This window comes from uncultured Mailhella sp. (assembly GCF_944324995.1).
Classification (GTDB): Bacteria; Desulfobacterota; Desulfovibrionia; order Desulfovibrionales; family Desulfovibrionaceae; genus Mailhella.
Genome location: NZ_CALUYL010000032.1, coordinates 1 through 24,237, shown reverse-complemented (window position 1 = coordinate 24,237; position 24,237 = coordinate 1). Strand labels below are relative to the sequence as shown.

Annotated in this window: 34 protein-coding genes; 3 read left to right on the top strand and 31 right to left on the bottom strand. The window is 54.5% G+C overall.

The genetic code is table 11. From position 1 onward, the window contains the following. Nucleotides 1-7: 7 nt before the first annotated feature. Nucleotides 8-337, top strand: a complete 330-nt coding sequence (locus Q0K02_RS11390; RefSeq protein WP_294488945.1) for a hypothetical protein — start codon at nt 8-10, stop codon at nt 335-337. A gap of 85 nt (nt 338-422) precedes the next feature. On the opposite strand, the gene Q0K02_RS11385 is transcribed toward Q0K02_RS11390, so the two are convergent. The 21 genes from Q0K02_RS11385 to Q0K02_RS11285 form a co-directional block, all read right to left on the bottom strand. Further along, nucleotides 423-734 carry a phage tail assembly protein gene (locus tag Q0K02_RS11385; RefSeq protein ID WP_294488942.1) on the bottom strand — a complete coding sequence of 104 codons (312 nt, stop codon included), beginning with the start codon at nt 732-734 and terminating at the stop codon, nt 423-425. Continuing rightward, complete coding sequence (gene nrdD, locus Q0K02_RS11380; RefSeq protein WP_294488938.1) at nt 731-892, bottom strand: anaerobic ribonucleoside-triphosphate reductase; 162 nt, start codon at nt 890-892, stop codon at nt 731-733. The genes Q0K02_RS11385 and nrdD overlap by 4 nt, the downstream gene beginning before the upstream one ends. After that, the gene (locus tag Q0K02_RS11375; RefSeq protein WP_294488935.1) at nt 892-1,428 is read right to left on the bottom strand and encodes a phage major tail tube protein; all 537 of its coding nucleotides are present in this window, start codon (nt 1,426-1,428) and stop codon (nt 892-894) included. Before Q0K02_RS11375 ends, nrdD begins: the two co-directional genes overlap by 1 nt. Before the next feature lie 11 nt (nt 1,429-1,439). Further along, the gene (locus Q0K02_RS11370; protein ID WP_294488932.1) at nt 1,440-2,882 is read right to left on the bottom strand and encodes a phage tail sheath protein; all 1,443 of its coding nucleotides are present in this window, start codon (nt 2,880-2,882) and stop codon (nt 1,440-1,442) included. Nucleotides 2,883-2,905: 23 nt separating this feature from the next. Beyond that, entirely contained in the window at nt 2,906-3,373 is a 468-nt protein-coding gene (locus Q0K02_RS11365; protein ID WP_294488930.1) for a hypothetical protein, read from the bottom strand. Then, complete coding sequence (locus tag Q0K02_RS11360; protein ID WP_294488928.1) at nt 3,370-3,984, bottom strand: hypothetical protein; 615 nt, start codon at nt 3,982-3,984, stop codon at nt 3,370-3,372. The genes Q0K02_RS11365 and Q0K02_RS11360 overlap by 4 nt, the downstream gene beginning before the upstream one ends. A 7-nt stretch (nt 3,985-3,991) precedes the next feature. Further along, nucleotides 3,992-4,333 carry a hypothetical protein gene (locus tag Q0K02_RS11355; RefSeq protein WP_294488924.1) on the bottom strand — a complete coding sequence of 114 codons (342 nt, stop codon included), beginning with the start codon at nt 4,331-4,333 and terminating at the stop codon, nt 3,992-3,994. After that, a complete protein-coding gene (locus Q0K02_RS11350; RefSeq protein WP_294446278.1) occupies nt 4,333-4,617 on the bottom strand; it encodes a hypothetical protein in 285 nt (94 codons plus the stop codon). The genes Q0K02_RS11355 and Q0K02_RS11350 overlap by 1 nt, the downstream gene beginning before the upstream one ends. Continuing rightward, complete coding sequence (locus Q0K02_RS11345; protein WP_294488921.1) at nt 4,614-4,925, bottom strand: hypothetical protein; 312 nt, start codon at nt 4,923-4,925, stop codon at nt 4,614-4,616. Before Q0K02_RS11345 ends, Q0K02_RS11350 begins: the two co-directional genes overlap by 4 nt. 2 nt (nt 4,926-4,927) lie before the next feature. Beyond that, nucleotides 4,928-5,107: a hypothetical protein gene (locus Q0K02_RS11340; RefSeq protein WP_294488918.1), complete on the bottom strand. Its 180-nt coding sequence runs from the start codon at nt 5,105-5,107 to the stop codon at nt 4,928-4,930. A gap of 4 nt (nt 5,108-5,111) precedes the next feature. Next, nucleotides 5,112-5,720: a glycosyl hydrolase 108 family protein gene (locus tag Q0K02_RS11335; RefSeq protein ID WP_294488915.1), complete on the bottom strand. Its 609-nt coding sequence runs from the start codon at nt 5,718-5,720 to the stop codon at nt 5,112-5,114. After that, nucleotides 5,720-6,673, bottom strand: a complete 954-nt coding sequence (locus tag Q0K02_RS11330) for a hypothetical protein (protein ID WP_294488913.1) — start codon at nt 6,671-6,673, stop codon at nt 5,720-5,722. The genes Q0K02_RS11335 and Q0K02_RS11330 overlap by 1 nt, the downstream gene beginning before the upstream one ends. 3 nt (nt 6,674-6,676) lie before the next feature. Further along, on the bottom strand, nt 6,677-7,042 hold the full coding sequence (locus Q0K02_RS11325; protein WP_294446273.1) for a hypothetical protein: 366 nt from the start codon (nt 7,040-7,042) through the stop codon (nt 6,677-6,679). Between the two features lie 8 nt (nt 7,043-7,050). Beyond that, nucleotides 7,051-8,334, bottom strand: coding sequence for a signal peptide peptidase SppA (gene sppA / locus Q0K02_RS11320; protein ID WP_294488910.1), 1,284 nt, complete (start codon nt 8,332-8,334; stop codon nt 7,051-7,053). Then, complete coding sequence (locus tag Q0K02_RS11315) at nt 8,318-9,892, bottom strand: phage portal protein (protein WP_294488907.1); 1,575 nt, start codon at nt 9,890-9,892, stop codon at nt 8,318-8,320. Before Q0K02_RS11315 ends, sppA begins: the two co-directional genes overlap by 17 nt. Further along, nucleotides 9,892-10,140 carry a hypothetical protein gene (locus tag Q0K02_RS11310; RefSeq protein WP_294488904.1) on the bottom strand — a complete coding sequence of 83 codons (249 nt, stop codon included), beginning with the start codon at nt 10,138-10,140 and terminating at the stop codon, nt 9,892-9,894. Before Q0K02_RS11310 ends, Q0K02_RS11315 begins: the two co-directional genes overlap by 1 nt. A 410-nt stretch (nt 10,141-10,550) precedes the next feature. Further along, complete coding sequence (locus Q0K02_RS11305) at nt 10,551-10,928, bottom strand: type II toxin-antitoxin system HicB family antitoxin (RefSeq protein WP_294488902.1); 378 nt, start codon at nt 10,926-10,928, stop codon at nt 10,551-10,553. Between the two features lie 203 nt (nt 10,929-11,131). Then, nucleotides 11,132-11,344, bottom strand: coding sequence for a type II toxin-antitoxin system HicA family toxin (locus Q0K02_RS11300; RefSeq protein WP_294488899.1), 213 nt, complete (start codon nt 11,342-11,344; stop codon nt 11,132-11,134). A 101-nt stretch (nt 11,345-11,445) separates the two neighbouring features. Further along, nucleotides 11,446-11,673 carry a hypothetical protein gene (locus tag Q0K02_RS11295; protein ID WP_294488896.1) on the bottom strand — a complete coding sequence of 76 codons (228 nt, stop codon included), beginning with the start codon at nt 11,671-11,673 and terminating at the stop codon, nt 11,446-11,448. Beyond that, entirely contained in the window at nt 11,666-11,914 is a 249-nt protein-coding gene (locus tag Q0K02_RS11290; protein WP_294488894.1) for a hypothetical protein, read from the bottom strand. Before Q0K02_RS11290 ends, Q0K02_RS11295 begins: the two co-directional genes overlap by 8 nt. Next, nucleotides 11,907-12,227: a hypothetical protein gene (locus tag Q0K02_RS11285; protein ID WP_294488891.1), complete on the bottom strand. Its 321-nt coding sequence runs from the start codon at nt 12,225-12,227 to the stop codon at nt 11,907-11,909. Before Q0K02_RS11285 ends, Q0K02_RS11290 begins: the two co-directional genes overlap by 8 nt. Before the next feature lie 310 nt (nt 12,228-12,537). Between Q0K02_RS11285 and Q0K02_RS11280 the strand changes: the two genes are divergently transcribed. After that, nucleotides 12,538-13,239, top strand: a complete 702-nt coding sequence (locus tag Q0K02_RS11280) for an FRG domain-containing protein (protein ID WP_294488889.1) — start codon at nt 12,538-12,540, stop codon at nt 13,237-13,239. A 48-nt stretch (nt 13,240-13,287) separates the two neighbouring features. Here the strand turns inward: Q0K02_RS11280 and Q0K02_RS11275 are convergent, their stop codons facing one another. The 5 genes from Q0K02_RS11275 to Q0K02_RS11255 form a co-directional block, all read right to left on the bottom strand. Then, nucleotides 13,288-13,905: a hypothetical protein gene (locus Q0K02_RS11275; RefSeq protein WP_294488886.1), complete on the bottom strand. Its 618-nt coding sequence runs from the start codon at nt 13,903-13,905 to the stop codon at nt 13,288-13,290. Next, nucleotides 13,883-15,292 (bottom strand): AAA family ATPase, encoded by a 1,410-nt coding sequence (locus Q0K02_RS11270; RefSeq protein WP_294488882.1) that lies wholly within the window; start codon nt 15,290-15,292, stop codon nt 13,883-13,885. The genes Q0K02_RS11275 and Q0K02_RS11270 overlap by 23 nt, the downstream gene beginning before the upstream one ends. A 110-nt stretch (nt 15,293-15,402) precedes the next feature. Then, entirely contained in the window at nt 15,403-15,639 is a 237-nt protein-coding gene (locus Q0K02_RS11265) for a helix-turn-helix domain-containing protein (protein ID WP_294488879.1), read from the bottom strand. 8 nt (nt 15,640-15,647) lie between these two features. After that, nucleotides 15,648-17,546: a terminase gpA endonuclease subunit gene (locus Q0K02_RS11260; protein WP_294488877.1), complete on the bottom strand. Its 1,899-nt coding sequence runs from the start codon at nt 17,544-17,546 to the stop codon at nt 15,648-15,650. 2 nt (nt 17,547-17,548) lie between these two features. Next, the gene (locus Q0K02_RS11255; RefSeq protein ID WP_294488874.1) at nt 17,549-17,779 is read right to left on the bottom strand and encodes a hypothetical protein; all 231 of its coding nucleotides are present in this window, start codon (nt 17,777-17,779) and stop codon (nt 17,549-17,551) included. Between Q0K02_RS11255 and Q0K02_RS11250 the strand changes: the two genes are divergently transcribed. Then, complete coding sequence (locus tag Q0K02_RS11250; RefSeq protein ID WP_294488871.1) at nt 17,778-18,218, top strand: hypothetical protein; 441 nt, start codon at nt 17,778-17,780, stop codon at nt 18,216-18,218. The genes Q0K02_RS11255 and Q0K02_RS11250 overlap by 2 nt on opposite strands. Here Q0K02_RS11250 and Q0K02_RS11245 read toward each other — a convergent pair whose 3' ends face one another. From Q0K02_RS11245 to Q0K02_RS11225, 5 genes are all read right to left on the bottom strand, one after another. Then, on the bottom strand, nt 18,219-18,956 hold the full coding sequence (locus Q0K02_RS11245) for a hypothetical protein (RefSeq protein WP_294488868.1): 738 nt from the start codon (nt 18,954-18,956) through the stop codon (nt 18,219-18,221). Further along, the gene (locus Q0K02_RS11240; RefSeq protein ID WP_294488865.1) at nt 18,949-20,289 is read right to left on the bottom strand and encodes a DNA modification methylase; all 1,341 of its coding nucleotides are present in this window, start codon (nt 20,287-20,289) and stop codon (nt 18,949-18,951) included. Before Q0K02_RS11240 ends, Q0K02_RS11245 begins: the two co-directional genes overlap by 8 nt. Then, nucleotides 20,279-21,868 carry a CHC2 zinc finger domain-containing protein gene (locus tag Q0K02_RS11235; protein WP_294488863.1) on the bottom strand — a complete coding sequence of 530 codons (1,590 nt, stop codon included), beginning with the start codon at nt 21,866-21,868 and terminating at the stop codon, nt 20,279-20,281. The genes Q0K02_RS11240 and Q0K02_RS11235 overlap by 11 nt, the downstream gene beginning before the upstream one ends. Nucleotides 21,869-22,137: 269 nt before the next feature. Beyond that, nucleotides 22,138-23,727 (bottom strand): phage/plasmid primase, P4 family, encoded by a 1,590-nt coding sequence (locus tag Q0K02_RS11230; RefSeq protein ID WP_294488859.1) that lies wholly within the window; start codon nt 23,725-23,727, stop codon nt 22,138-22,140. Further along, on the bottom strand, nt 23,724-24,237 hold a 514-nt coding region (locus Q0K02_RS11225), incomplete at its 5' end, for a hypothetical protein (RefSeq protein ID WP_294488856.1). The genes Q0K02_RS11230 and Q0K02_RS11225, both read right to left, overlap by 4 nt.

Sequence of the window (24,237 nt, the reverse complement as noted above, 5' to 3'; positions counted from 1 at the left end):
GGAGGTAATGATGGAAATTGTCAACGGTGTGCTGTCCGGCGTGATGGTGGTGCTGGCCGTTCTCGTTGCCGGAATTGTGGTTCTTTGGTGTCTCTGTCGCGTGCTGGACGGCATGGCCCTTACGTTTACAGGTACAAGGCTTGCCTTTGCCGCGTCTGGACGTTTGTTCGAGGCTGTGCGCCGGGCCGTGCTCTATGTCCGGCACCGCAAGTGGCGGCCGGAATGGAAAGCGCGGGAGCGGAAGGCATGGGAAGAAGAGCTGAACGCCCGCAAGCGCCGGGAGCATCAGGAGATGCTTGCCCGGATCGATGCTTTAAAAAAGTCTCAGAGAGCCTGACTACTTGCCGGCCATGGATTTTTCCACATCCATGGCGACGTCCAGCCAGTCTTTCACGTCGCACACCTTCACGCTCCGCACGTCCTCAAGCCCCCATCCCGTGAGCCGGGACAGAATCACGCACAGACGCATCACTTCCTTCTTCGACATCGTTTCCGATGCGAAATCGCAGATAGCTTTTCTGCACCTGCAGGTAGTCTTCGAGGTCGAGCTTGCGGAAATCTTCCATGTTCATGCCGCAGAGTCTGGCCAGAAGAACGGCTTCGCCCTTTATGTCCGAGGCGTCCTTCACAGGACAGTCGAGCAGGTCGCCGAGGTCCGGCCGGCGTATGGAAATGTTGCTCAACTTTCCGTCTGCCAGATTCAGAGGATATTTCAGCGTGATGTTTTCCTTCATTTTTTCGCCTCCCAGTCATTCATGCTGCAGTGTTTTACCCGGTCGCGCTCTTCTGCACGTTTGCCGTTGTTGAACCTGTCCAGATCGCCGACCAGGTAGCCGGTAATCCGACGAATACGCTCGAATTTGACGCCTTGGCCGACAATGTAGGCGTCCATCAGATCATCCCCAGATTGATTCTCATGACCTGGAGAAGGTCGGTGCCCTGTATCCTGCAGATGAAGTTGAGCTTGTCGATTTCCATCTCTTCCACCCCATTGATCCAGAGTTTCAGGTAGGTGACTTCCAGTTCGGTTTCTCCGTCCATCTTCTTGGCCGGTTCCATGGTTCCGAGGCTGTTTGTCTTGGGAGCTGCCTGCAGGACCAGTTTCACGGGCAGATCAAGGAATTCACCGGTGCCGGCGTCCACTTTTTCGACGGAGCCGCGTATGTCCAGATGATGGGCGGTGGTTTCCAGAAGCTGAACGGCCTCCGGTTCGACCGTGTTCCATTTGATTTTGACGGTCATGCTTTTGAAGTGCCCCTTGACGGGGACTTCGATTTCACCGCCCAGGCCGAAACCGGAAAGCGTTTCCGACATATATTCGATGCTGGGCAGTTCAATGTTGCCTACGCCCAGAAGAACATAGCCGTCCTTATAGATGCGGGCATCTGCCAGAAGTGCGGGAATGAGGTTGGTCTGTGCCAGTGCCATGGATGCCTCCGTTACGCCGCTTCAAAAAGCGTGCTGAGGTAGTCGACGTCGTATTCCAGCGTGAAGTCCAGTTCTCCGGCGGCACTCGGAGGCGTGACATACACATGGAAGCGGGCAATGCCGCCCATGAGATCAGTCGAAGGATTTTCCGATTCCAGGAATTCCACGCGGCCGCCGAGGATGAATTCCCGCGCCGTCAGACCGTTGAGCCAGACGTTGAGCGTATCGCACACCGTTTCGATGAGCCGGCGGCGCAAAGGAGCGCTGACCTTCTGAAAGGCAGTGAGGATGATGCTGTTGCCTATCCAGTTGAACATCATGCGGACGGGGATCTGCACCTCCTTCACATCGGACACACCGGGATAGGCGGTCGTCAGGTCGCCCCAGAACACAAACGAAGACGTGAAATTGATGAAGGTGGCAATGCCGTTGCCGTTCAGGTAGGCGGCCTGAGACAGATCGAGGTTCAGATCGCTGTCGCCATACATCACGCCGTCGGCCTTCAGCCCGTAGTTGGAAGGGCTCCAGAAGGGAATGTCGTCGTTCTCCGCAGCCCTGCGGCAGATGCCGCAGGCTTCATGGATGTCGCCGTGTTCCTTCAGACCGTTATAGGTAGGAGAGCCGAAGGTGCAGATGAGATGGCTGTCGGTCAGACCGTTGTCGATGAGCCATGCCGGCGCTTCCGTATAGTTGTTCAGCGTTTCGGGCACGGTAATGTGGCCCTGGGCGCGGAAGACGCCGGAAATGTCGGTGCAGGCGGAAGCGATGGCAATGCCCACGGCCGGTACATCGGAGAAGCCCGGAGTCAGAATCTGGCCGGGAACAAGCCTGAACAGAGGAAACACACGCTGGACGGCGGAAAGGCCGGTAGGCTTCAGCGTTGTTTCATCCACGCCGCCGATCACCTCCTTGGACGTGACCTTGGTCGGGTCGGCATAGGTGTAGGTGGCGGTAAGCGTCTCGTTCCCGGTAAGACTTCCGCCTTCCAGAATCGAAATCTCGCCGGTCCCTGCGTTCAGGGAAAAATCGGTGTTTTCCGTAAGCGGGCTGCCTTCACTGACCTTCAGGGGCAGAGCGGACACGCCGCCGTGAGCGAGCAGGGCCGAACCCTTGACGAGAGTGAGGCTTTCGCTTTCGACCTCGCTGGTATGCTCCGCAGGGTCGAACACATTGATGCAGACAAGCGGAGAGACCTTGTAGCGGTCCAGCATCAGGGATGCCGCCTCGTAGAGCGGATATCTGGTATAGGGTTCATCGTCCCTCGGAGAGCCGAAGGCGGCCACGAATTCCGTCATGGTGTAGATGAGCTTCGGTTCGTTGACCGGAGCTTTGGTATTGCCCAGAGAGTGGACAGGAGCAACGCCTACGACCACGGGAAGAGTGGAAGTTGCTTCTACGGCCGAGACCAGTTTGGTATCGGCTTCACTGATGTAAACGCCATGCTTATAGGCCATGAGAATACCTCTCGGTGTGGGGATTATTCCATCCCCTTGAAGGTCCAGGTGGTCAGAATGAAGGCTTCGGCAAAGGGAAAGACCTGTTCATCAGGACGCCACCAGGGAACAATGCCGTCTTTGGTAGGTTCCAGCCGGTACAGTTTGGCCAGAGGTTGCTTTTTGAGCTGGAGCAGGCGGTGCCTGACGGCGTTCAGGACATTGTGCAGATGGTTTTCTGCCTCTTCGCCGGTTTCTCCGCGCACGGCTATGCGTATGCCCACGTCCATGCTGGCCAGCCCGTCCTCGGTTTCTTTGCCGGAAAGAGCCTGAATGGAGACAAAGGGCACGCGCTCCCAGCTTTCCTGACCGGTGGGAGGAAGGCCGAGTATCAGGCTCGGCACGGTTTCCGTTTCTTCATGGCTGCCCCTGTGTTTTCTGGGCAGAGGCAGATTCTCCAGAGCCGGAGACAGATAATCGGAGAGCTCGGTAAGAAGGAAAAAAGAGTTCATAGTCTGGATACTCCCAGCCGGTTCAGTTCATTTTCGAGGTTGCGGAACAGGCTTTGCCGGCCGTACTCCTGTACTTCAGGGATCATGCCGTCTTCGTACATATGCCACTGCAGGGAGGGGCCTCGCTTTTCATGCAGTGCATCATCCGATTCCGTCCGGTAGAACACCGCGGTGCGGCCGCGTACCGTGGTAACAAAGAGTTTCGACGTGCGGCCGACTGCATCTTCGCCTCGCACACGAGAGTCGTCGTAGAGCTTGCCGCCCTTGCGAAGACGGTACCAGGTGCGCGGTCTGTCACGGGAAGCGATGCCTTTGGGAGGAACGCGGATCAGAGGCGTGATCTTGTAGCTGATGAGGGGAGTCTGCCCGGAAGCAATGCGGACTTCCTGAGCGCCGTTTCTCTGTCGTGCAGTGACGGCACGGGTTACGGAAGTTCCAGGCAGTTCCACGACTGCCTTGAGCTTCTTGGTGACGTGCCGGCGAAGGACGCTGCGCGTCGTTTTCTCCGCCTTCTGAAGAGCCGTTTCCAGAAGGGAGGGAAAGGCGGCGCACATTTGCTTGCACCTGGTGACGTCCTTTTCATCGAGGCGGATATCAAGAGTCGGCAGCATGAGAACCTCACGAGTATGCCCGTTGCAGTTCCAGGACGAGTACGCCCATTTCTTCCTTGACGCTGGTGTCGTCCGGGCCGATCTGCCAGCGCTCGCCGTTGATGGTCACCAGCTGTTCCGGAACAGGCCGCGGAGTTATGGTGTCTTCCATGTACAGAGTGCGGACTTCCTTCAGGAGACCGAGAGCGGAGGCATCGGAAAAGCCCTGAGAGCCTCCCGTGGAGATGGCGGCATGGCTGTCATCGATGACGGCCCGCACGGAGTGCCCGTCGAAGTCGATTTCTTCTCCGAATTCATCGAGACTCATAAAGACGGCCCGGACGTCGTCTACTACTTCATCCCGAAACATCAGCGTTCCTCCCGGCAGGCTTCCAGAGAGGCTTCAAGAACTCCGACCCGCTGGGCCAGAGCTCCGTTTGCCGCGACCAGTTCATCCATGCGCGTATGGAGGCGAGAAACGGTTTCTTTCTTCGCGTAGAGCGATACGCACAGAACACGCTGGTTTTTCAGCTCATCCACGGCCTTGGAAATCATGTCGTGCTGACGGTCGTGCCGGCGCAGATAGTAGCTCACCACGGCCACGTTCACGCCCAGGAGCGCACAGATGAGGTTGTACATGATGTCGGGACTCACAGCAGACCTCCTGCCTGTTCCATCCAGAGTTGCAGTTCTGCCGCTTCGGAGGCAGGCAGATGTATCCATTCGCCGGGCACAGTTACCGTTTGTCCCTGATACTCATACGACCAGGACTCAGTCGCTATGGCTCCCGGAGTTGTCGGCAGGACGCCGGTCTTTGCCGCCGAAGCGTTGCAGCCAGCTGCCAGCACCATCGGAACGAACACTGTCAGCATGATCCTGACGGTTGGTTGCCCGACATTTTTCCAGTGCCGCAGCCAGAGCAGACACGATGACTGAAAGAAGCTCCAGAAATCGGTCCACACGGCTATTCCTGTTTCTTTTTGTTTTTCAGCGTCTGAATCCATCCCCAGATGAGAGAAATCATGCCGCCTGCGCCGAAGATGGCCGTGAGACCTTCCATAAGCGTCTGCTGTTCTTCCGTGGACACGTCGATGCCGAACCAGGCCATGACGGCCACAAGGATGCTGACGACGCCAGCAATCACACCTTTATTCATCGTTTTCCTCGGTAGCACGTTTCAGCCAGCCCGCCAGAAATTTTCTCTGTACGGGATTGGCCGCAGCAAGGGCAATGTAGTAATTGCCCTGCTGAAGATTGAGGCAGCGGAGCACATCGCCGGCGCTGTGCCCGATCAGAACGGAGTCAAGGGCGGCAAGCGTTTTTGCTCCCATGGTTCCATCGACGGAGAGATCCTTGAAAAGCGTCTGTCCCTGCCTGAAGTTCAGGGCATTGCAGGTCTTCTGCAGAAACATGACTGCCCTGAGAACGCCGAGATTGACCGCCTGCTCCAGCATTTCATCGGCCAGGGCCTGCGGCATGGTGTCGGCACAGGCCTTGTTCCAGAAATTTTTGCGGTAGAACTGAGACACACGGGCATAGAGCGTAGGGATTCCGGCCAGATGCTTGCTGAAGGCAGCGGGGCCTTCCTCATAGGACTCATGGACTTTCGCCTTGGCGACGATGCTCCAGCCGTCCCAGGCAGGCCAGGAGCGGCTGGAGATGCCGCAGTAGGTCTCTCCGCCCTTGTCCCCAGGCACGTTGCACCAGCCGCCTTCCTTCTGAAGCAGTTTTTCCAGAGCAACGTCGAAACTGGCCATTACGCGGTTACTCCGGTGATGATGTAGCCGGCTCCGGCGAACTGAATGCACTCGTCCGTGTACTGACGCACGCGGTAAATGTCGCTGCGGGTCTGTTCTTCCCGGTACTGCTCAGTCACGATGATGTCGGGGGCATCGTTTTCCCACACGAAGGTGCGGCCGAGACTCGGTTCCTTGAGGTCGTTGCCGCCGCTGGAAATGCAGGCCAGCATGACCTTGTCGACGGGCCAGACGGATTCGATTTTCTTTGTCTGCTTCTTGGCGGAACTGTTGTAGACGGCCCCTGCCACAAGCAGATGCTCCACGCCGAAATAGGCCTTGAGCTGCTCAACGGTCAGCGCTCCGCGGATGGCGTTGGGGCTGGTGTATTTCACGCGCTCGATGACGGCTTCGCACAGCGAAATGTGGTCGAATACGTCCTTGTCCATGATGAGAGCATTGGGCTGCAGGCCGACGGTATGGCGGAAAGTTGCCTTGCCGGCGCTTACGTCGGCCAGCGGATCTGCCGAGCCGTAGTTGTTCCAGGCGGCTTTGGCGGCGGCATTCGTGAACACCTTGGTATCCATGACCTTCTTGGCCACACGGCGTTCCATGGACCGGAGCACGATGCTGGTAGCCCGTTCCACGGCTACGGTCTCAGCATCGAAGTAGGAGCGGAAAAGCTCGGCTTCGGTGTCGTCAATAGGTTCTTCCCAGCCGTTTTCGGAGCAGCTGTAATTTTCCATCACGAATTCCCAGTCACCGCGGGCATAGGCCGAGCGGGCTGCCCGCTGAGTATCGGCCACTTCAAGAATGGCTTCCGCAGGAATGACGGGGTACTGAGCGTTTTTCAGCGGGGTATAGAAGGGCGGGAGCACGAGGGAACCGATGAAGCCCTGTTTTGCCGCGTTCATGGAATATTCGTAGGCCAGAGCGCCGAGGTCGGGGCGAAGAATGGCGGAAGTTCTGGGCATGGGTTACTCCGTTGCCTGAAGGTTGAGCAGCGGCATCATTTCCACCAGAGAGCCGTCTTCTCCGGCAGTCAGAGCTATGCCGCACACAGGAAGGGCCGTGCTTTTTGCCACAGCGCCGTTGGCCGCAGGGCTGAGCTTGTCGCCGACGGCCACGGCACCGCTGCACAGCACTTCCACGGTGCCGGACGCATTGATGAGGCGCACGCCGACAACATCTTCGGCATCATGCGCCTGAGTTTCGGCCACACCGACAGGCAGCGTTTCCGCCGTGCAGGGAACAACGCCGTCCGCCGTCAGGCTCACCAGCGTGTTGCATTCGATGGCCGCGCCGGCCACAAAGGTTTTGCGGGGAATTTCAAAGTAGCTCATGTGTTCTCCTAGTTCTGAAGTTCTTTCAGCCACTTCTGATGGGCTTCCGGGTACTTTTCCGCGATGGCCCTGACGGCTTCGCCGCGCCTGGCGTTGTGTTCCACCATGTAGTTGTCCACAAGCTGTTCAAAGCCTGCGGCGCTGCGCGGGGCCGCTCCGCGGGGGGCGACGTCCGTGCCGCTGTGTGCCTGACGCAGGGCATCGAGTTTGCTGCCGGAGCTTGCGAGCACCTTTTTCACCTTGTCGAACTGCTCCGGCGTCATGTCGGATTCCGCAAGTTCCTTCAGCGTGGCTCCGGCCTCTTCGCCGATGGCGGCCGCGGCCAGTGCCACCATGCGTGCGCGTTCCTGTTCGCATCCAATTTTCATGCCTTCTTCCTTTGCCGCACTCAGGGCGGCCCGGTGTTCCTGTTCGAATTCCGCTTTGAGATCCGACACCGCTTCGGGGTACTGAGCCTTGAGTTCCGTCGAATTCATGGGGACTCCTTCTTTAATGTGTTGCAGGAATTCCGACCGGGAACAGACCCGGTCGATAAGCCCCTTGGAAAGGGCTTCACTTCCCGAAAATATTTTTCCGTCGGCCATGGTCAGAGACTTTTCGCGGTCCACGCCGCGGCCTTTTTCCACGGCCTTCAGAAAGAGATCGTAGGTTTCATCCACGCCGGCCTGCAGGTAGGAGCGCATTTCTTCCGAGAGCGGTTCCACGGCATTGCCGGCGGCCTTGTAGTGACCGGCGGCAATGATGTTGCAGGCAATGCCGTTTTCTTCGAGGGCTTTGGAGTATTCGCGGTGAATCAGAATGACGCCGATGCTGCCCACCTGAGCCGTGGCCGGCGCGGCGATTTCACGGGCACCGCAGGAAAGCCAGTACGCGGCGGACGCCATGAGACCGTCGGCAAAGGCGTACACGGGCTTCATAAGACCGACCTGCGAGACGGCTTCCGCCAGCTCTTCGATGCCGTCCACCGTACCGCCGGGAGAGTCCACATCCAGCATGATGGCCTTGACCCTAGAATCCGCCGCCGCACGGCGCAGGCAGGAGGCAATGTCGCGCATCCCGTCGCACAGCTTCCAGCCGAAGAAAAACAGGCCGTTCTTGGCCAGAGCACCGTGAACAGGCACAATGGCCACGGAGCCGTCGAGCTGATAGTCCAGGTCGCCCGTCGGCTCCGGGGTTGTGCGGGCATTCTGCCGGGCCACACGGGCCGCTTGATGAAGGAGCACATCAAGCGTTTCCGGCAGAATGGCCCATTCGCGGGGGAGGGTGGGTGAAATATTATTGTTCGTCGGCATGATCGTCGTCCTTTGTTGCAGACACAGGAGAAGGGCTTTCTGCGAGGCCGAGTTTTTCCATCAGACGTTTTTCCCGCTGCCTGGTGCGAATCACGGTTTCAAAGTCCAGACCGCGGGCATGGCAGATGGCCGAGTGGGTTTCCGTGAAGTTGGCCAGAGCAAGATTGTCGGCCTCCCGTTCCTTGACGGGATCGATCTGTCCGCGGGGCGGCCGCGTCCATACGCAGTTGCACCAGGCGCGAAGCGTGAACGGGTCGGAATCCGGAGCCTTGGCTTTGGCGGGAATAGCCAGCATTCCGCGAATCCAGGCTTCCTCCAGCACCATGCGGTAGTAGGGCGTAAGCACGGAGCGGACGAACCAGTCCTGATAGAGCGCGTGCAGCTTCCACACTTCCAGAAGGGCAGCACGGGCGCTGGAGTAGTTGGTCTTGGAAAAATCCTTGGCCACGCTCTCGTAAGGCTGTCCGGTAGATGCCGCGGCCGCCCGCAGGATGCGCTCATAGAACTGGTCGAACATGGAGCCGGGCCGGTTGCTGGATATGATGTGCGGCTTGTGGCCGGCCTGACCGAGCACCACGGTGCCGGGCTGAATCTGCTGGGTGTAATCCGGCGGAATAGCGGAGGACGCTCCGCCGAAGCCGCCGCCGGGGAACGAGGGGTTCGCGTCTTCGATGAACACCGTGAAGCTCGCCGCAATGAGCGCCCCCACCAGCTCGTAGTCCACATAGTCGGCGAGATCGCGGAACTGCTTCATGGCCGGAGCCAGAATGCTGGTGCCGCGGATGGCCTCCGGCATAAGCGAGCGATAGCGGTGCAGGCAGATGATGCGGCCGGCCTTTTCCCGTTCAACGCGGATGAAGTCGCTGGAGCTCAGACCGTTCAGGGGCTGATCATCGCCGGGCGTGGCTATCCAGTAGGCGAGCGGCTCCCCGTAGCGGCCGAGTTCAATGCCGTTCTGAATGGAATGGTCGCCGGTCTTGTCCGTCGGGGTACGGAGACGGGCCGGGTGCAGCGGCTGAATGCAGAAGCCGAAAAGCCTGTTGCCATCCTCGCGCCAGGCGGAAAGATGGAGAATTTCCCCTGTGGTCAGCATGGAGCGCATGGCTTGATACTGAATGTCCTCAAAGGAGAGAACGGCTCCGGCGTCGGCTTCCTCGCTCCAGAATTTCCATGCACGCTCCATGGATTCCGCAAAGGCCGCGCCTTCATCTTCCGAAATGCCGAGCGTGGCGCAGTCCGGGTAACTCTGGGGCTTGAGACCGCCGCCCACGATGTTCAGAGTCAGAGCGTCAATGGCGGAGACGGCATGGCCGTCGTTGGCAAGCAGTGATTCCGCCCTCTCCATGGCCTTGAAGAAACTGAGCTGTTCCTCATGGCGATGCAGCCGGCGCGGATGCCAGTTGCCCATGGTGCCTTCCCGGCCTCCGGCGGCATTCCGTACATTGGTAATACGGCCGGAGGCCGCCGCCATGCTCATTCTGGCGAACATACGCTGTGCGCCCGCCCTGGGAGAGATCCAGGAAATCATGCGGTCGAGCATATTCATGGAGACCTTCATCAGTAGCCTCCTTGGCCGCCGCGGCCGGGTATGCCCTGCAGAAAGAAAGGCAGACCGCGACCGGCCTGTTCGTCTTCCACCGTGGGCTGAGAGTTTATCCAGTCCAGCGTCTCCCGAATTTCAGGCAGGTCGGCATAGCGCAGGCGGCGGGAGCCGATGGTGTATTCCTGACCAGAACTCACCTTGGCCAGAGCCTTGTTCCAAAGCTCAAGCTGCCGCCTTTTTTCTGCTCGTGTGAAAATAGCCATGTGCTTACCCTGCGTACTTGTTCGCAATTTTCGCCCTCTCAAAGTCGAAGGGCACTTTTGCGGGGATATAGCACGGCTGGAGAAATGTGTCAGTCTCGTATGGAGCGTATGGAGCGTATGGAGCGTGTGGAGCGTGTGGAGCGTATGGAGCGTATCTTTTTTAAATTTTTATCCCTATGAAATCGTTGTTCTTTTTGTGTGTTTTAGTATCACAGGGGAAAATAACAATTTTATCACATCAATAAAATCAAATGGTTACACTATGCAAAAAAGTGCAAAAAATGCAAAAATTGACAACCTGTTGAATTAATAGGTGGTTCCGCTTTTAAAAAAATAAAAAAAATTAAAAAAAAGTGCGGACACCTCAGAAAAAGGAGGTGTCCGCGTGGTGAAACAACCTAGGAACTATGCTATGCGGTTGCAGCAGTTAAAGCACTTTCTACCAAATAGGTAGAGCGTTTTTTCCCTGCCTTTTGAGCGGCCTTATCAATCATGGCCAGAGCATATCGGGGAACAGAGACACTGATCCTGATGGTGGACGTGTCTAAGAAAGAAGGATCAACATCCACTAAAACAAGGGTATGTCCTTTAGCTTCTTCTGTTTCGGAAATTTGCTGCAGGGTGCTGGGTGCAGGGAATTTTTCCGGCTCTTCCCCTTCCATCCAAACTTCTACCGCGTCCTGTACGGATTCAACCAAAGCGTCAACTGATTTCTCGGCGAGAAACATACCGGGAAAATCGGGCAACAGTCCGCAGTAATCAGAGTGTTCATCTTTATAGATGATCATAGGGAATTTCATGGTTAGCCTCGTATTTGTGGAGAATCCCTTTTCCTCCACATTTTCGCGTTTCTTCAAGGCTCCGCTATGATTTTTATTAAAAAAAGCTTGTCATTGAAATTTTTAATTTATAACCATTTATTTTTTATATAATTTATATATCTAATTTGAAATTTCATAACAGAGCTTTTTAAGGAAATGTTCCTGCTGGCTTAGTTTTTCCAAGAAATATCAATTCCAGCCTGTTCAGCTACCTTCTCCACATATTGTCTGCTGAAGTCTTTGTCCCCGTGACTAATAACAGTCCATCTCCCGTCAGGATGCTTGTACTTCAGATGATTACCTTTTCTTTTTCTTCCTCCCTGTGTGGTCACAAGGAGGAAGCCAGCTGCTTCCAATATTTTGATGAGATCTTTTGCTTTCACGGTAAACCTCAGCCGAGTTATGTGGAGTGGTGGCGTTCATACTTAAAGATAGTATATACGGTGCATACTTTTGTCAAGAGGGAGTATGCACCGTATATAATTTAAATCGTGTCCGGCAGATGCAACCGTACCTGTGGGGCCTGCCGGTGGATGTCGATGAGCAGGGCGCAGAGTCTGCGGTCGAGGGTTTCGAGCATGGCCCAGACCATTTTGCTTTCCGCCTTTCGGCCGGAGTCCTTGAGAAGTTCGGCATAGGCCATCATGGGCGTGAGCAGCTCGTTGACTACTTCCCCGGCCAGCGGGCCGACGGGAGAGACTTCGTTACGCATGGCAGACCTCCGGGATGGGCTTTCCCCAGGGGAGCAGCAGGACAGGCATGAAGGAAGGCCGTTTTTCTATCCGGGCGACCTCCACAACCGGCGCGGCCTTTTTCGGGCGGCGGTGCTGCACCAGGTGGAGCGCGTCAAACACGTTCTGGATGAGGGCGGCTTCTTCGTCGGGGCTGTGATGGGCGGAGCGGATGCAGAGAATGGTGTCCAGATACGGATCGTAGGCGGGAAGGTTACGCATGGGCCACCTCCAGTTCGGAAGCGGCGGGAGCGTCGTCCGAGCGGGCAGGGCAGAGCGTAATGACCCAGGTGCCGCCCATACGGGCATCCTGAAGAAGTTTATCGTGCATGGCTTTCAGGTTGTCCACGATGGAAGAAAGGGAATCGGAAGCCTCGGCCATCATGAGGCAGACGCCGTCAATGTTGGCCAGACCGCCTTCGTTGACGATGTCCATGAGCTCCGCAGAAAGGCGGACTTTGGTTTCAATGGTTTCCAGCTGGTCCAGGAACTGGGGGAACGACTTGCCGATGCGAAGGTCGGAAAGCTGGGACATAAGGCACCTCTAGTTTTTCTCAAGGGGCCTTTTCTGAAATAGAAAAGGCCGGGAGCTGAGAAAACGCTAGAGAACGCCCAGGCCTATTCCCCCGAAGGGTATTTTATTAGCCTACTCCCGGCCTTAAATAGCCGATAGATATGCCGCTGCTTGTCAGGCGCAGGACATGAAAATAGCCATCAAACGGGATGGACTGACCGTCTCTAGGTTGGAGTTTCTCAGGCTCCGTGAAGACGAGCTTGCCAAAAGCGGGTTAAGGTGTCAAGGATGAAGGTGAGAAGTAATCCGTCTAAATGAGAGGTAAAGTTTTATGGAACGGGTAAAGTCATTTCCTGAGTTATATGAAGCTCTCATACCATTTCGAGGAGGTAACTATGTTTATCGCGGAATAAGTAATCCAGATTATGAACTATTATCTGGAATCGGCCGGTATAAAAAAAAGTATTCATTAGCAAAAGAAAAAAGACTTTTTGATGAATTTATTAAGAGACTTCCAGCATATAATATTGGATATAACTTAAATACGTGGGAATTGCTTGCTCTTGCACAACACCATGGATTACCAACACGTTTAATGGATTGGACTGAAAATCCTTTAGTTGCAGTTTTTTTTGCATGTGAGAAAAACTATGATAAAGATGCAAATATATATATACTAAGTACTAATAATTTGGTAAAAGATTTTACTATAAGTCCATTTGACATTAATAAAATAATGAGATTTAGACCGCACTATTTTTCGAAAAGAATACAGAGCCAAAGAGGGTTATTTACTGTTCATCCTGACCCATTAAAACCTCTTTGTGAAGGAGAAGATAGTATAAATGGAACGAAAGTCAGTGTCATAACTATTTCTAGCGAGTATAAAAAACAATTATTTTGGGATATTGCCCGGTTTGGTATTGATAAGTCTACGTTATTTCCAGATCTTGATGGAATGGTTAATTATGTAAAATGGCGATTTGAAGATGATGAACCGTATATGGTAGAGGAAAGGACGAAAAAAAAATAAGAATTATCCCCAACAGTTAAATGTATTCATTTAACTGTTGGGGATAATTTAAGGTAATGATTTTATATAACTAACAAGTATAGGTGCAAAAGCTGGCAGCAGTCCATCTTCATCAGGTGTATTAATGGCCTTTATTAAAAGATGCCTTTCCTCTGGATCGAGGGTGCTAATATGCTCAGCTGGATCACATCCTTCTCTTTGAGCGAGAAGCTGGATGGCACGACGCCTTATAGCACAAAGTTTATGATTATCTAGTCCAAGTATTTTAATGGCTTCTTTTGCACGATCTGTAAGTCCTTCTATTCGTCCAGAGACAAAAAATTTTATCTCTTTTTCACATTCTGGCATTAATGGTGTAAAAAAAAGAGATCTTCCTCTTTGTTCTTGGTCACAGCAATATTTTTTTTCACAACTAGCTACAAGATTCTCCCAGAGAAGACTTTTATGTGGATAGGCGTGTTGTGAAAGTAGGTGAGCATTTCTTCCGCTACCTTTTGGAACTCGGTCACAGCAGAAGGCACACAAGCCAAATTGTTCTTTTAGTAAGGCTTTTCTAATTGGCTGTCGGACAGTACTGTCTAATTGAGTATATAATTTTTTATCAGGATTGTTTCTTTTCCATTCCACTAGTTCAGAGCATTCTTTATTTTTGATGATGAGCCGCATCAACAGCCTCCATCCGTTTCAAAAAAAGATCTGCTCGCATGAGTTCGCGGTGATTTTCCGGTAGGATTTGAAGCAGTTCCTTTTTTAACTCTCTGGCTTTATTGAAATCTTTATTTTGTATGGCGTCCATAAGATCATCGAGTTTATTTTGAAGTGGTTCGTGGCGAAGCGGAGTGTCCATGATTTCAAACAGGACCTGTTCAATATCCATGCCGTACAGGTTGTCCAGTTCTGTCACTGAGTCTTTTTCCAAAAGAAAAATTTGGACATCCTGAGGGTCGCTGACCACAAGAGGAGAATGTGTCGTAATGATGAACTGGCAATTGGGGAAAGTTCGTTGCAGGTTGCGTACAATGGAGCGCTGCCACCTGGGATGCAGGTGGATATCTATTTCATCGATGAGAATAATCCCTTCTCCTAAAAGGGGATTTTCTTTTTCCGGGTTCATGATGGTAAGCCGGAGCGCGATATCGGCAACCAGAGCCAGCAGGGAGCGTTCTCCCTGTGATAGTTGCATAATATCCAGAGAGATGTCCCCCTTATCTATGAGCATGGCCGTAGAAGGAAGTCTTTCAATTCGGATATTTTTGTATTCTGGTAAGAAAGTAGATATTGCATCTGTTGTAAAATGGAGTCTATCATCTATGCTAAAAAGAATATCTTTAGTTATGTCACCATTTTTATAACGCTTGAATATTTCTTGCAAAACTTCATTTTGAAAATAGCTTGATACATCACCATTAATTTTTTTATTTTTATTTTTATGATTTTTTAAAACAAATTCATATATTTTTTTAATAATAAGTTCATTTTTTATGTTCTCAAGAATATAAAACCAGTTAAAAAATTGGCTAAAATCAATTCCAATAGATATATTGTTACTGTAACCATTAATTGGCTTGTCAAGATTAAATAATTTATAATTTATAGGTGTTTCGTGAATATGTCGCTCTGCATTATAGTATGCAAATAGTGGTAGTGATGAAGATGAAGATGATTTAGTATATTGTTCTGAAAAAAAAGAAGATAATTTATATATAGGGCTAAGGCTACTTTTTAATTCCGATGTATATCCTTTTCTTGTCTTTGCCAATATTCCTATACTATCTTGGTTTTCATGATTAATGCAAATTTCAATAGATGATGTTGTTGCATTATTATTTATTTTTTTTTCAGAAATAGGGCTTCCAATACCGTTTTCACGGCGGATCCGGGCAACGAACCAGCTCATGAATGTGGCAATGGCATCAAGAATGTTGCTTTTTCCCGCGCCGTTTTCACCAATGAAAATAGTGACCTTACGCGAAGGCTTTGCTTCATCCCAGAGGTTGAACTCTGCGTTTTCAAAGTTGGCGTAATTATTAAGGGTCAATTTTTTCAGTAGCATACAAGTCTCACATGATGGCTGAAGAGCAAGATGTTTCGATAAAATATAAGAGGGAAATGCTTTTTTGTATAGTGCCATCTTATGACGGTAATATGATTTCTTTTAGCGGGTTATCCTCCATAGAGGGATAGACTGCCTTCCTTTTCCTCCTGTTGCCGGAGATATTCCTTCACGCTGGCAAGGGAAATCTGCAGTCCCTTTCTTGTGCCGATGCGCACGGCTTTCAACTGCCCGGAAGTAATGAGCTTTCGTACCCAGCTTTCGCTGCACTGCAGGTAGGTTGCCGTTTCGGCCACCGTCATGCGGCGCGACCTGTCGTACACCAGAGTATTGTGTCGTCGGCTCATGGTCTTCCTCAGTAGGTATAGGATCCCCGTCTCTGGGGAAGAGTGCGTTCCATGCGGGGGCTGCGGGACGGTTTTCCGCCGTCGGCAGAGTCCGCCTGTCGATGCGGGCCTTTTGCCGCTGCACTGGCCTGCATTTCCGCTTCCAGAATGAGGCTGAAGGAGGGCAGCCAGGCGTCGTCCACACAGGCCGAAGCCATCATGCAGCAGTCGATGTAGTGGTTGTTCTTATGGTGTCGCACCCAGACCATTTTCCCATCCCTGCCGCGTTCCAGCGTTTCAGCAGTCATCTGGAGGGCAAAGCTCTGGTCGGTTTCCCTGTTCAGGGTAAAGGGCTGGCGGGCGTCTTCCTGAAGGCGGGAGAACAGCAGCGACTTGAAATAGCCGGTATCCAGCAGGTACAGCCAGAGGCCGCCGGGAATGCGGATTTTTGAGGACGGCATCCTGTCGATGCTGGTGGCCCGCACAGGAGCGTAGCTTTCCCGGCTTGCGCCCTTGCAGGCAAAGAGCCGGTTTTCCCCGTGCCGGCGCACGAAGCTGTACACTTCCTCGGTGCGGGACACCACGGCTTCATCCGTGCGTGTGCCGCCGGAGTCGATACCGGCGCGCCAGATGGCAAGGCTCTGCCCGGCCCTGGGGCTGTCCGCCTCAAAGGGGTAGCGCGTTTCCAGAAGCGCCCCTACGGAATCCCAGTCCGTCAGCCGCCCGTAGTCTATCAGGGCGGAGCTTTTGTCCGGCCGCCATGCCAGCACCACGAACCAGAAGCCGCGGGCCTGCACGTCTATGCCCGCCGTGAGCGCCACGGCGTCGCCGGGAACGGTCCGCGCCGGCAGGTCAGGGTCGATGCGGGAGAGAATCTGTTCTTCGCTGGTTTCAAGCTGCACTTCCTTGTAGGCCCGCGCCCAGATGCCGTTGTCGTACTGCTGCCGGACGGCAGGAGCATCCGAGGCTTCGGCCCGCATCTTTGCCGCCACCACTTCGGAGATGGAGACGGCCTTGCTCAGAATGGCCGGCAGGTGGAAGCCTACGCGACGCGGCCGGGGCACGGGATTTTCCGCCATCCAGCGGCCGTGCTGCACCGCCTGGTCGCGGATATGGTCGCTCCACAGGTAGCTGCAGCGGACGCATCGGTACCGGCCTAGTCTGCGTCGTTCCACTTCCTGCGGATTGGAGGTCTTTTCCGCCAGCGTCAGGCCCTGTTCCGTCATCACCTGATAGGTGCCGCAGGCCGGGCAGCGCACATGGTACTGCCGCACTTCGTCACACTCCGAGAGCGCCAGCAGAATGGAAGACTCTTCGCCGCCGATGGGCTTCGACACGCGCAGGATTTTCCGCTTGTCGCTGTAGCTTCGGGTTCGCTCGATGAATTCCGCCACGGGCACGCCCTGGCCGGAAATCTGCTTGTACAGGGCCTCTTCATCCAGAAACAGGTCCTGAATGGAAATGGAGGCTCGCTGCCCCGGAGACATGGCGCTGGCCAGAAAAAGGCCGGTGCCGTCATGGAACGCGATGTAGGAAGAGCGCACCTTGCCCAGCTTCCCGCGGATGGCCGGGGAAGCCTTGAGCAGGGGCAGAAGTTTGGCCGTCATGACCTTGCTGATGGTGTCGTCGTCCTGCATGGCAAGCATACGAGGGCCGGGACGCATATCCACACAGTAGGCGATGGCGCAGTGGAGGATGGAGGTCTTGCCTGTCTGGGCCGAGCCGCAGATGTCCGTTTCTTCCACCATGGGGTCGCTCCACGTGTCCATGATCCCCGCAAGGTACGGATTCACATCAAGGCGGAAGCGGCTGCCCGCGTAGGGGCCGTCCTTCACAATGATGTTTTCCGAAGCCCATACCGAAAGGGGAGTGTAGGGACGGCGGCGGAAGATATCCTGCTCGCCGGAGGTGAAGCGAAAGGTATGCATCATTATACCCTGAACTTGTTATTCTGATGAAGGAAAGGGCAGGACATGGCGAGATTCTGGCGAGAAAGTTTGATTATTTCTTTGAAAAGTAATCCAACGACATGGGCTCCTTTTTCATCCTCCACATATTTTTTGGCCAGTTCTTCTGCTACGGCATACCCAAGATTGCCATCTTTCAGACATTCAACTACAAAGGAAATCTGACTGTCCAAAGTTTCATAAGGAGATTTCATGGCTATTCCTCCGAATATTGAAAATTTTAATAATGTTGCAGCGCAAACATTTGCTATTCTTTACGAAAATTTTCCCGTTCCCTGCAATTTGAGGCTGGTTGAAGACTATGCGATATGGTGGGAAGGCAACTTGTATGAGTCAGGAAATAAAGATGAACGGGAAGAAGTTCACTTCATTGAATCGACTCTAGATTGGTTGCAGGATTCCGGGTACCTCAAATACGATGGCTATAGTTATCCAATAGGTTTCATGGATGCTGTGCTTACTCTTAAGGGACTTGAGATTTTGAATGCCGTTCCCGATGTACTGACTTCATCGCATACTGCCGGAGAACTCGTCACTGAAGCTTTGGCAGAAGGGGCTTCAGAAAGCATCAGTGACATAATGAAGTTCATACTTTCAAAAGGCCTTGAATTTGCCGGCAAAAACCTTCTTTGATCAGTCCGGCTCTTCGTCTTCTCTGTTTTCGTTCTGAATCGTGAACTCTCTGTCCGCCGCCCAGGCGTCCATCCAGTCTCCGGTTTCTCTGTCCCACCACTCCAGAAACTGCGGAAGGAACTTTTCGTCTCCATGAACCAGCAGGATGAGCTCGCCGGCCTTTCTCCTGCCGAAGTTTTCAATCTCTCTCCGGAAGAAGAGCGCACGGGAGGCAAGGTCTTCCTCATGCTCGGTTTTCTGCATGAGAAGGCCCATTTCCTTTTCCAGCTTCAGGCGGGCACGTTCTGCGCTGTAGCTTTTCAGCTTGGCGTCGGCCGAAATCCTGTCGGCGGAAGCCTCGGCAAGGGCGCGGTTTTCCAGCTGGGCAAGAGGGGAAAGATGTGCCGCCGCGTAACCAAGCAGCGCCGATTCCTCAAAATATCCGTCGCCGTTCTTGCTCACCTTGCCCGCTGCCACGTCGCGGTTGAACGCGCTCTTGCTGATTTTGAACCCGGAGTCGCGCAGGAACGTGCAGGCATCAAGCTGCGTCTTGAAAATCTTCATGGCCGTCGAGCCTCCTTGAATGCGCCGGGATTCTTCTTCCACCGCGGCCCTTGCCCGCCGAAAAGCGGAAATGTTGTCCGGGGTGGGGTTCTGCTTCATGCGGGCCTTGCTCTGTTCCTTTGCCTTGAGCAGAAAGGCGAGATCATTGGCCTTGCTCTTTTCCACCAGATCCAGCAGGTCGATATCTTCAGTCATGGTCAGCCTCGCTGAGCGTAAAAGGTTCACCGGTCACGGCATGGATGGCCGTTCCGCCGGTCAGTTCCTGCCAGCGCCTGATGATGACGTCGGCATACTTCGGATCGAATTCCATGATGTTGCACCGTCTGGCCAGCCTGTCCGCGGCAATGAGCGTTGTCCCGGAGCCGCCGCACACGTCCACCACAAGTCCGCCTCTGGGGGAAGAATTGGCCACCATGCGCTCCACCAGCGCCACGGGTTTCATGGTGGGGTGAAGTTCAGACTTCTGCGGCTTGGGAACCGAGATGATGGTGCTGGCCAGGTCTTCCACCAAGATGTTGGTGCCGGTGAACCGGAGAATGGAGTCTCCGCTGGCCACCTGGTACACGTTGTCGCCCACCTTCTGCACCACTTCTCCGGCATAGTGCTCGAAGAATGACCGCTGCTTGCGGTCACCATGCCAGCGGTGCTTTCCCGTGGGCTTCCATCCGTACAGAATCGGTTCGTGCTGCCAGTGGTAGTCGCCGCGGCCCAGGACCGGAGCGTTTTTCTTCCAGATAAGGCAACAGGAAAGCTTGAAGCCCGCACTCTTGAACGCCTTGCGGAACGCCATGCCGTCCCCGGCCTCGGAGTGGGCGACATATATGGCGCCACCATCGGCGAGCAGGTCATAGGCAGAAAGCATGAGCCGCCGAAGAAACACGTCGAATTCTTCCGGCGTCATCTTGTCGTTTTTGATTTTTCCGGCCTTGCTGCTGTAGTCTACGTTATAGGGAGGGTCGGTCCAGACCATGTCCGCCTTCTCGCCTGCCATGAGCGTGGCGATGTCGGAAGTGGAAGTGGAGTCGCCGCACATGAGCCTGTGAACGCCAAGCACCCACACGTCTCCCTGCCTGCACACAGGCTTTTCCGGCAAGGGAGGAACCTCGTCCGGGTCTTTTTCTCCGGAGGCGACTGTTCCCTGCAGAAACGCATCCAGCTCCTTGTCGCTGAAGCCGGTCAGGCTGAGGTCGGAAAGGTCCAGACGAAGTTCCGCAAGCTCTTCTCCCAGAGCCTCGGCATCCCATTCCGCCCAGGTCGCGCTTCGGTTCACCAGAAGGCGGAAGGTGCGGATCTGCGTCGGTGTCAGGTCACTGGCCACCACCACGGGCACCTCGGTCATGCCGAGCTGAACCGCGGCCAGATACCGCATCTTGCCGTCGATGATTTCCCCGTCTCCGGAGACGAGCAGGGGAATGCGGAATCCCCATTCCCGAAGGGCATCGACCATCTTCGGGAGCGCTTTTTCCCTGTCTTTCAGGTCGCGCTGGTACGCTTCCAGCTTTTCTACGGGCCAGAGTTCAATTTTCATAATGGACTCCTGTTTCGTGGTAGTGATCGCCGAGATCTCCCTCCCAGCGGTAATCGGTGGGGTTATAGACGCAGCCCTTGCACGGCTTCAGGTGGACAGGTCGTGTACCGCCTTTCACTCTGGAGAACGCGCAGGTCGAACACATATTGAGAGAGGCCGACTCCCAATCGAGAAAAGTCGCTCCGGTAATTCGAGTCAGCGGGTTCATGGATATCCAGCGCTGGACTTCCGGCTGTTCCGCAAGCTTCAGGAAGGCGTGCTTCTCCGCCATGTGATTGGCGCTCCATGCGGCATTGCACTCCCATGTCCATCCTTGCGGAATGCCGCTGATGTCGAGAATGCGGCGGTAGGTTATGGGCGTTTTTTTCCACACCTCTGCGAACTGGAGAACTTCCGGAGGAACGTTGCCGTAGCAGGCCGCAAAGGATTCCTCTTCGTGCTCCCTTTCCTCTGCTTCCGCGGGCTTTTCTTCTTCCTCTTCCAAAGCAAGGCGGTTTCCTGAACTCATGGCCATCCGCAAACCTTCAGGAATACCCGCTTCCAGCCACAGACGCAGGTTCTCGCCGCAGGAAAAGGCTTCTCCCGGATCTTTCCCTGCGGGCACGGGCCAGCGCTTCGCACGGGGGAAGGTTTCATGCCATCTCGGCCATCCTGCGGCCCCGGCCTGATCAGAGTCGAGCGCAACCAGGATGCACAGGCTTGCCTCGAATCTGGCGAGCAGAGAGGGCGACAGTTTCCTCACGTTACTGGTCATGCTGGAAACGCAATGGGCCAGATCCCCGGCAAGCGAATGCAGCATGAAGGCATCCAGCTCGGATTCGACGACTACGGCCACCTTGCTGTCCTTGGTACAGGGGAGCCAGAGCATATCCATCTCGGAACCTTCGACGACATGGTACTTGTGCTCCGGGCGGAATTCCTGTCTGTCCGCATCCAGTCTGCGGATACGGATTCGCCGGACTTCCCTGTCCTCAATCTGGGGGATGACGATGCCGCGAGGAAGCCAGAAACGCTTTTCCTTCCCGTTCTTCATGACGGGCGGAAGCCCCCAGATGTTCCTGGGGCGGATGATGCAGTTTTTTCCTTTTTCTCCGGGGTTGAATCCCAACTGGTACTCTCTGGCCGCCGAAGCGGAAATGCCGCGGGCCTCAAGCCAGGCAAGCTGGTCGGGAGATTTTTGCAGCTGGTCCGAGGCCCATGCCACGAAATCGGCAGCACGCTTCCGCCAGACCGGCGTGTCCACGGCGGCCTTGTTTTCTTCTTCGGCGGCCTCGAATCGGTCCGCTTTTTTATGCTTCGGGAGGGACGGTGTTTTGAGATGCTCAACCGGAGCCACGCCGATACGCTGACAGGCATCCCGGTAGCTCATGTTGCCGAAGTCGCGCAGAAACTGAATGCCGTCGCCCTTGGCGTCACACTGCCGGCACCAGTAGTAGCCCCGGCCGTCGGCTTCATCAGGCCAGATGGAGCAGCGGTCTTTTCCTCCGCAGCACGGGCATGGAGCCGACCATTCGGTGGCGGTCTTCTTCTGCGTCCTGAAGCCGTATTCTTCAAACAGGTCAACGAGAGAAGCAGGCATGAAAGTTTTCTCCAACCGGTAAAACCGTCATGGTAACAGTCCTTATCATAACATACCGGTTTTATATGTTTTTATTGCTATCATGATAGTAGGAAGAACAGTAAGAAATAGTATAAAAAACGCATTAGGTATTAACGCATTGGCACCTTCTATAGGCGCTTCCTACTGTCATGGCGCAGATATCCCTGTGAAGTTACAAAGAAAAAGTGGGATGACACCTTCCCTGAAAGTATCCTGGCAAGTGGATATACTGTCATGAAATCATGACCTCAGCGTTGAAATTCAACGGCATCGGCCGAAAAGCGGTAACCATAATACCAGACAAGTCCGCCGGCTTTTCTCTTTTCGATTTTTGACGAAATTCGACGGCCGAAAAGTGTGATCGAAGGTACCGCCTTGGGCGATATGTATTTCTTGTGCCAGCCCTGGTAGACTTCATAGAGATCTTTTGCTCCGATGCGTTTTTCAGACTCAGACAGCGTTTCCATTTCATTTGCCGGGATGGGCGTCAGACACTGGGCAATGAAGGTAGCGATCTCATCTTCTTCCACACGATATTCATCGCAGGCTTTTTTTATGGAGATAGGAGTAATGAGGCCGTCACGCTGATAAGCCAGGCATCCGCGGACAAGCCAGGCAAGAATCCCCGACAGCTCCTCTTCCAGCTCCCGCTCCAGATGAGGGTTCCGTTTGCGGTCAAGCTCGCCGACGGGTTCGTCAATGAAGCGGTAGGGGAAGGTGATCAGCTTCAACCTCTCCCAGAAGGCGGTGTCGTGGCCGGGAGCACGGGGCAGAAAGTTGGTGAGCAGAAACAGCGTATGGGTAGGGCGGAATTCCGTATTTTCTCTGTCCCAGAGATACCGGCCCGTCAGAGAGTCGGAACCGGAAAGAAGCTTGACCTGAGAAGTGGAGAATCGCCTGTTTTCATTGGTTTCCGAAGCCCAGACGATGCGCAGCCCGTTCAGATTCATGATGGTGGGGCTTGCTGAGTCGGGGTCCTTGGGGACAGCCCTGTCCAGAAGGAGCTCCGCAGGGATAGGTCCCATGTACGGGCCGAGCACCTTCTTGAGCGTCTCCATGATGACGGTTTTGCCGTTACGTCCGCGTTCACCGTACAGCATCAGGAAAAGGGGCTCGGAAGAAAGACCGGTAATGGCATAGCCGAGCACCTTATGCAGGTAGTCTGACACGCCATCGAAAGCGCCGATGGTGTCGGACAAACTCCGCTCCCATTTTGGAGCAGGGGTATTCAAGCCTTTCCATTCGACAGGACAGGCTTTTTTCATGAAGTCGTCAGGACGCCCCGGCCGGAACTCCCCGGTACGCAGATCCACAACCCCGTTGGCCACGCCGAGCAGCCACGGGTCCTTGTCCCAGATATCCGGACGGCAGATGAGAGGATCAGAATTGGCCAGGGTGAACTTGATGCAGGCATTCACGCCACGGGAACTGTTCAGATACGAGGCGCGGTTGAACATTTTTTCTGCGGCGGACTTCAGGCGCTCGCCTTCTTCCTTGTCTCCGGCGTCCTTGGCCTGGCGGGCAAGGCGTTCATAGTGCGAGGCGACTTCTCTGTACTTGAGACCGACTTCATCGACAGAGGCTTCTACCTTGTGGACATGAGTTTCCTGCCATCTTTGTCCGACCCATTCATACCACTGGCGGCACTCAGGCACATAGACGAAGCGTCCCCGGAAGAGAGCGGAGTGGAGCAGCCCGTCTCCCTTTTCCCTGAAATTGGAGCACTTGGCCACAAAGTCGGGAGTCACGGCCTCCTGCTTTTCCTGTGCTTGGCCCTGGCGCTGTTCTTCGGCTACGGCTGCCTGGACGCGGGCTTCCATATCGGAGATGTCGCTCATGCCGCCACCTCCAGACAGGGAGCGTCAAAAGGCTCCGTCCCAAAATCCCAGGAACAAAAACCAAAAAATCCCGTACTCCACGAGGACGCCATTCCGCCCCCCGGCAGGCCCTCCATGGAAGGACCCGTAACGGCCGGCTGCGGCCATGATACTTTGAGCTGTTTTTCTGGAGAAAGAATGAAGGAGGAGGCGCGGCGGCGCATCTCTATGGCGGCGTTGCCGCCGAAGAAAAGGAAGCGCCAGCCCTTACGGGCGAAAAGGGAGATGAGAGCGCAAAGGCCCGTCGCGGAAGAGGCGGAGAGCTGAGAGAAGGGGGCTGGCGCGCTGCAGAAAGGCAGGTCAGAAACGTTGTCTGCGACGCGACTTGCGGGTGACAACTGGGTGACAGAAGCAGAAAAAGCTTCAGAAACGACGAAAGGGATACCTGCAAAAAGCAGATATCCCATTGATTTCGTTGGTGCGCCTAGCAGGATTCGAACCTGCGACCCACTGCTTAGAAGGCAGTTGCTC

Excerpts from the sequence above, each read along its gene's own strand:
- Q0K02_RS11390 (WP_294488945.1), top strand. The coding sequence starts at position 8 with ATGATGGAAATTGTCAACGGTGTGCTGTCCGGCGTGATGGTGGTGCTG.
- Q0K02_RS11385 (WP_294488942.1), bottom strand. The coding sequence starts at position 734 with ATGAAGGAAAACATCACGCTGAAATATCCTCTGAATCTGGCAGACGGA.
- nrdD (WP_294488938.1), bottom strand. The coding sequence starts at position 892 with ATGGACGCCTACATTGTCGGCCAAGGCGTCAAATTCGAGCGTATTCGT.
- Q0K02_RS11375 (WP_294488935.1), bottom strand. The coding sequence starts at position 1,428 with ATGGCACTGGCACAGACCAACCTCATTCCCGCACTTCTGGCAGATGCC.
- Q0K02_RS11370 (WP_294488932.1), bottom strand. The coding sequence starts at position 2,882 with ATGGCCTATAAGCATGGCGTTTACATCAGTGAAGCCGATACCAAACTG.
- Q0K02_RS11365 (WP_294488930.1), bottom strand. The coding sequence starts at position 3,373 with ATGAACTCTTTTTTCCTTCTTACCGAGCTCTCCGATTATCTGTCTCCG.
- Q0K02_RS11360 (WP_294488928.1), bottom strand. The coding sequence starts at position 3,984 with ATGCTGCCGACTCTTGATATCCGCCTCGATGAAAAGGACGTCACCAGG.
- Q0K02_RS11355 (WP_294488924.1), bottom strand. The coding sequence starts at position 4,333 with ATGTTTCGGGATGAAGTAGTAGACGACGTCCGGGCCGTCTTTATGAGT.
- Q0K02_RS11335 (WP_294488915.1), bottom strand. The coding sequence starts at position 5,720 with ATGGCCAGTTTCGACGTTGCTCTGGAAAAACTGCTTCAGAAGGAAGGC.
- Q0K02_RS11330 (WP_294488913.1), bottom strand. The coding sequence starts at position 6,673 with ATGCCCAGAACTTCCGCCATTCTTCGCCCCGACCTCGGCGCTCTGGCC.
- Q0K02_RS11325 (WP_294446273.1), bottom strand. The coding sequence starts at position 7,042 with ATGAGCTACTTTGAAATTCCCCGCAAAACCTTTGTGGCCGGCGCGGCC.
- sppA (WP_294488910.1), bottom strand. The coding sequence starts at position 8,334 with ATGCCGACGAACAATAATATTTCACCCACCCTCCCCCGCGAATGGGCC.
- Q0K02_RS11315 (WP_294488907.1), bottom strand. The coding sequence starts at position 9,892 with ATGAAGGTCTCCATGAATATGCTCGACCGCATGATTTCCTGGATCTCT.
- Q0K02_RS11310 (WP_294488904.1), bottom strand. The coding sequence starts at position 10,140 with ATGGCTATTTTCACACGAGCAGAAAAAAGGCGGCAGCTTGAGCTTTGG.
- Q0K02_RS11305 (WP_294488902.1), bottom strand. The coding sequence starts at position 10,928 with ATGATCATCTATAAAGATGAACACTCTGATTACTGCGGACTGTTGCCC.
- Q0K02_RS11295 (WP_294488896.1), bottom strand. The coding sequence starts at position 11,673 with ATGCGTAACGAAGTCTCTCCCGTCGGCCCGCTGGCCGGGGAAGTAGTC.
- Q0K02_RS11290 (WP_294488894.1), bottom strand. The coding sequence starts at position 11,914 with ATGCGTAACCTTCCCGCCTACGATCCGTATCTGGACACCATTCTCTGC.
- Q0K02_RS11285 (WP_294488891.1), bottom strand. The coding sequence starts at position 12,227 with ATGTCCCAGCTTTCCGACCTTCGCATCGGCAAGTCGTTCCCCCAGTTC.
- Q0K02_RS11280 (WP_294488889.1), top strand. The coding sequence starts at position 12,538 with ATGGAACGGGTAAAGTCATTTCCTGAGTTATATGAAGCTCTCATACCA.
- Q0K02_RS11275 (WP_294488886.1), bottom strand. The coding sequence starts at position 13,905 with ATGCGGCTCATCATCAAAAATAAAGAATGCTCTGAACTAGTGGAATGG.
- Q0K02_RS11270 (WP_294488882.1), bottom strand. The coding sequence starts at position 15,292 with ATGCTACTGAAAAAATTGACCCTTAATAATTACGCCAACTTTGAAAAC.
- Q0K02_RS11265 (WP_294488879.1), bottom strand. The coding sequence starts at position 15,639 with ATGAGCCGACGACACAATACTCTGGTGTACGACAGGTCGCGCCGCATG.
- Q0K02_RS11260 (WP_294488877.1), bottom strand. The coding sequence starts at position 17,546 with ATGCATACCTTTCGCTTCACCTCCGGCGAGCAGGATATCTTCCGCCGC.
- Q0K02_RS11250 (WP_294488871.1), top strand. The coding sequence starts at position 17,778 with ATGGCTATTCCTCCGAATATTGAAAATTTTAATAATGTTGCAGCGCAA.
- Q0K02_RS11255 (WP_294488874.1), bottom strand. The coding sequence starts at position 17,779 with ATGAAATCTCCTTATGAAACTTTGGACAGTCAGATTTCCTTTGTAGTT.
- Q0K02_RS11245 (WP_294488868.1), bottom strand. The coding sequence starts at position 18,956 with ATGACTGAAGATATCGACCTGCTGGATCTGGTGGAAAAGAGCAAGGCC.
- Q0K02_RS11240 (WP_294488865.1), bottom strand. The coding sequence starts at position 20,289 with ATGAAAATTGAACTCTGGCCCGTAGAAAAGCTGGAAGCGTACCAGCGC.
- Q0K02_RS11235 (WP_294488863.1), bottom strand. The coding sequence starts at position 21,868 with ATGCCTGCTTCTCTCGTTGACCTGTTTGAAGAATACGGCTTCAGGACG.
- Q0K02_RS11230 (WP_294488859.1), bottom strand. The coding sequence starts at position 23,727 with ATGAGCGACATCTCCGATATGGAAGCCCGCGTCCAGGCAGCCGTAGCC.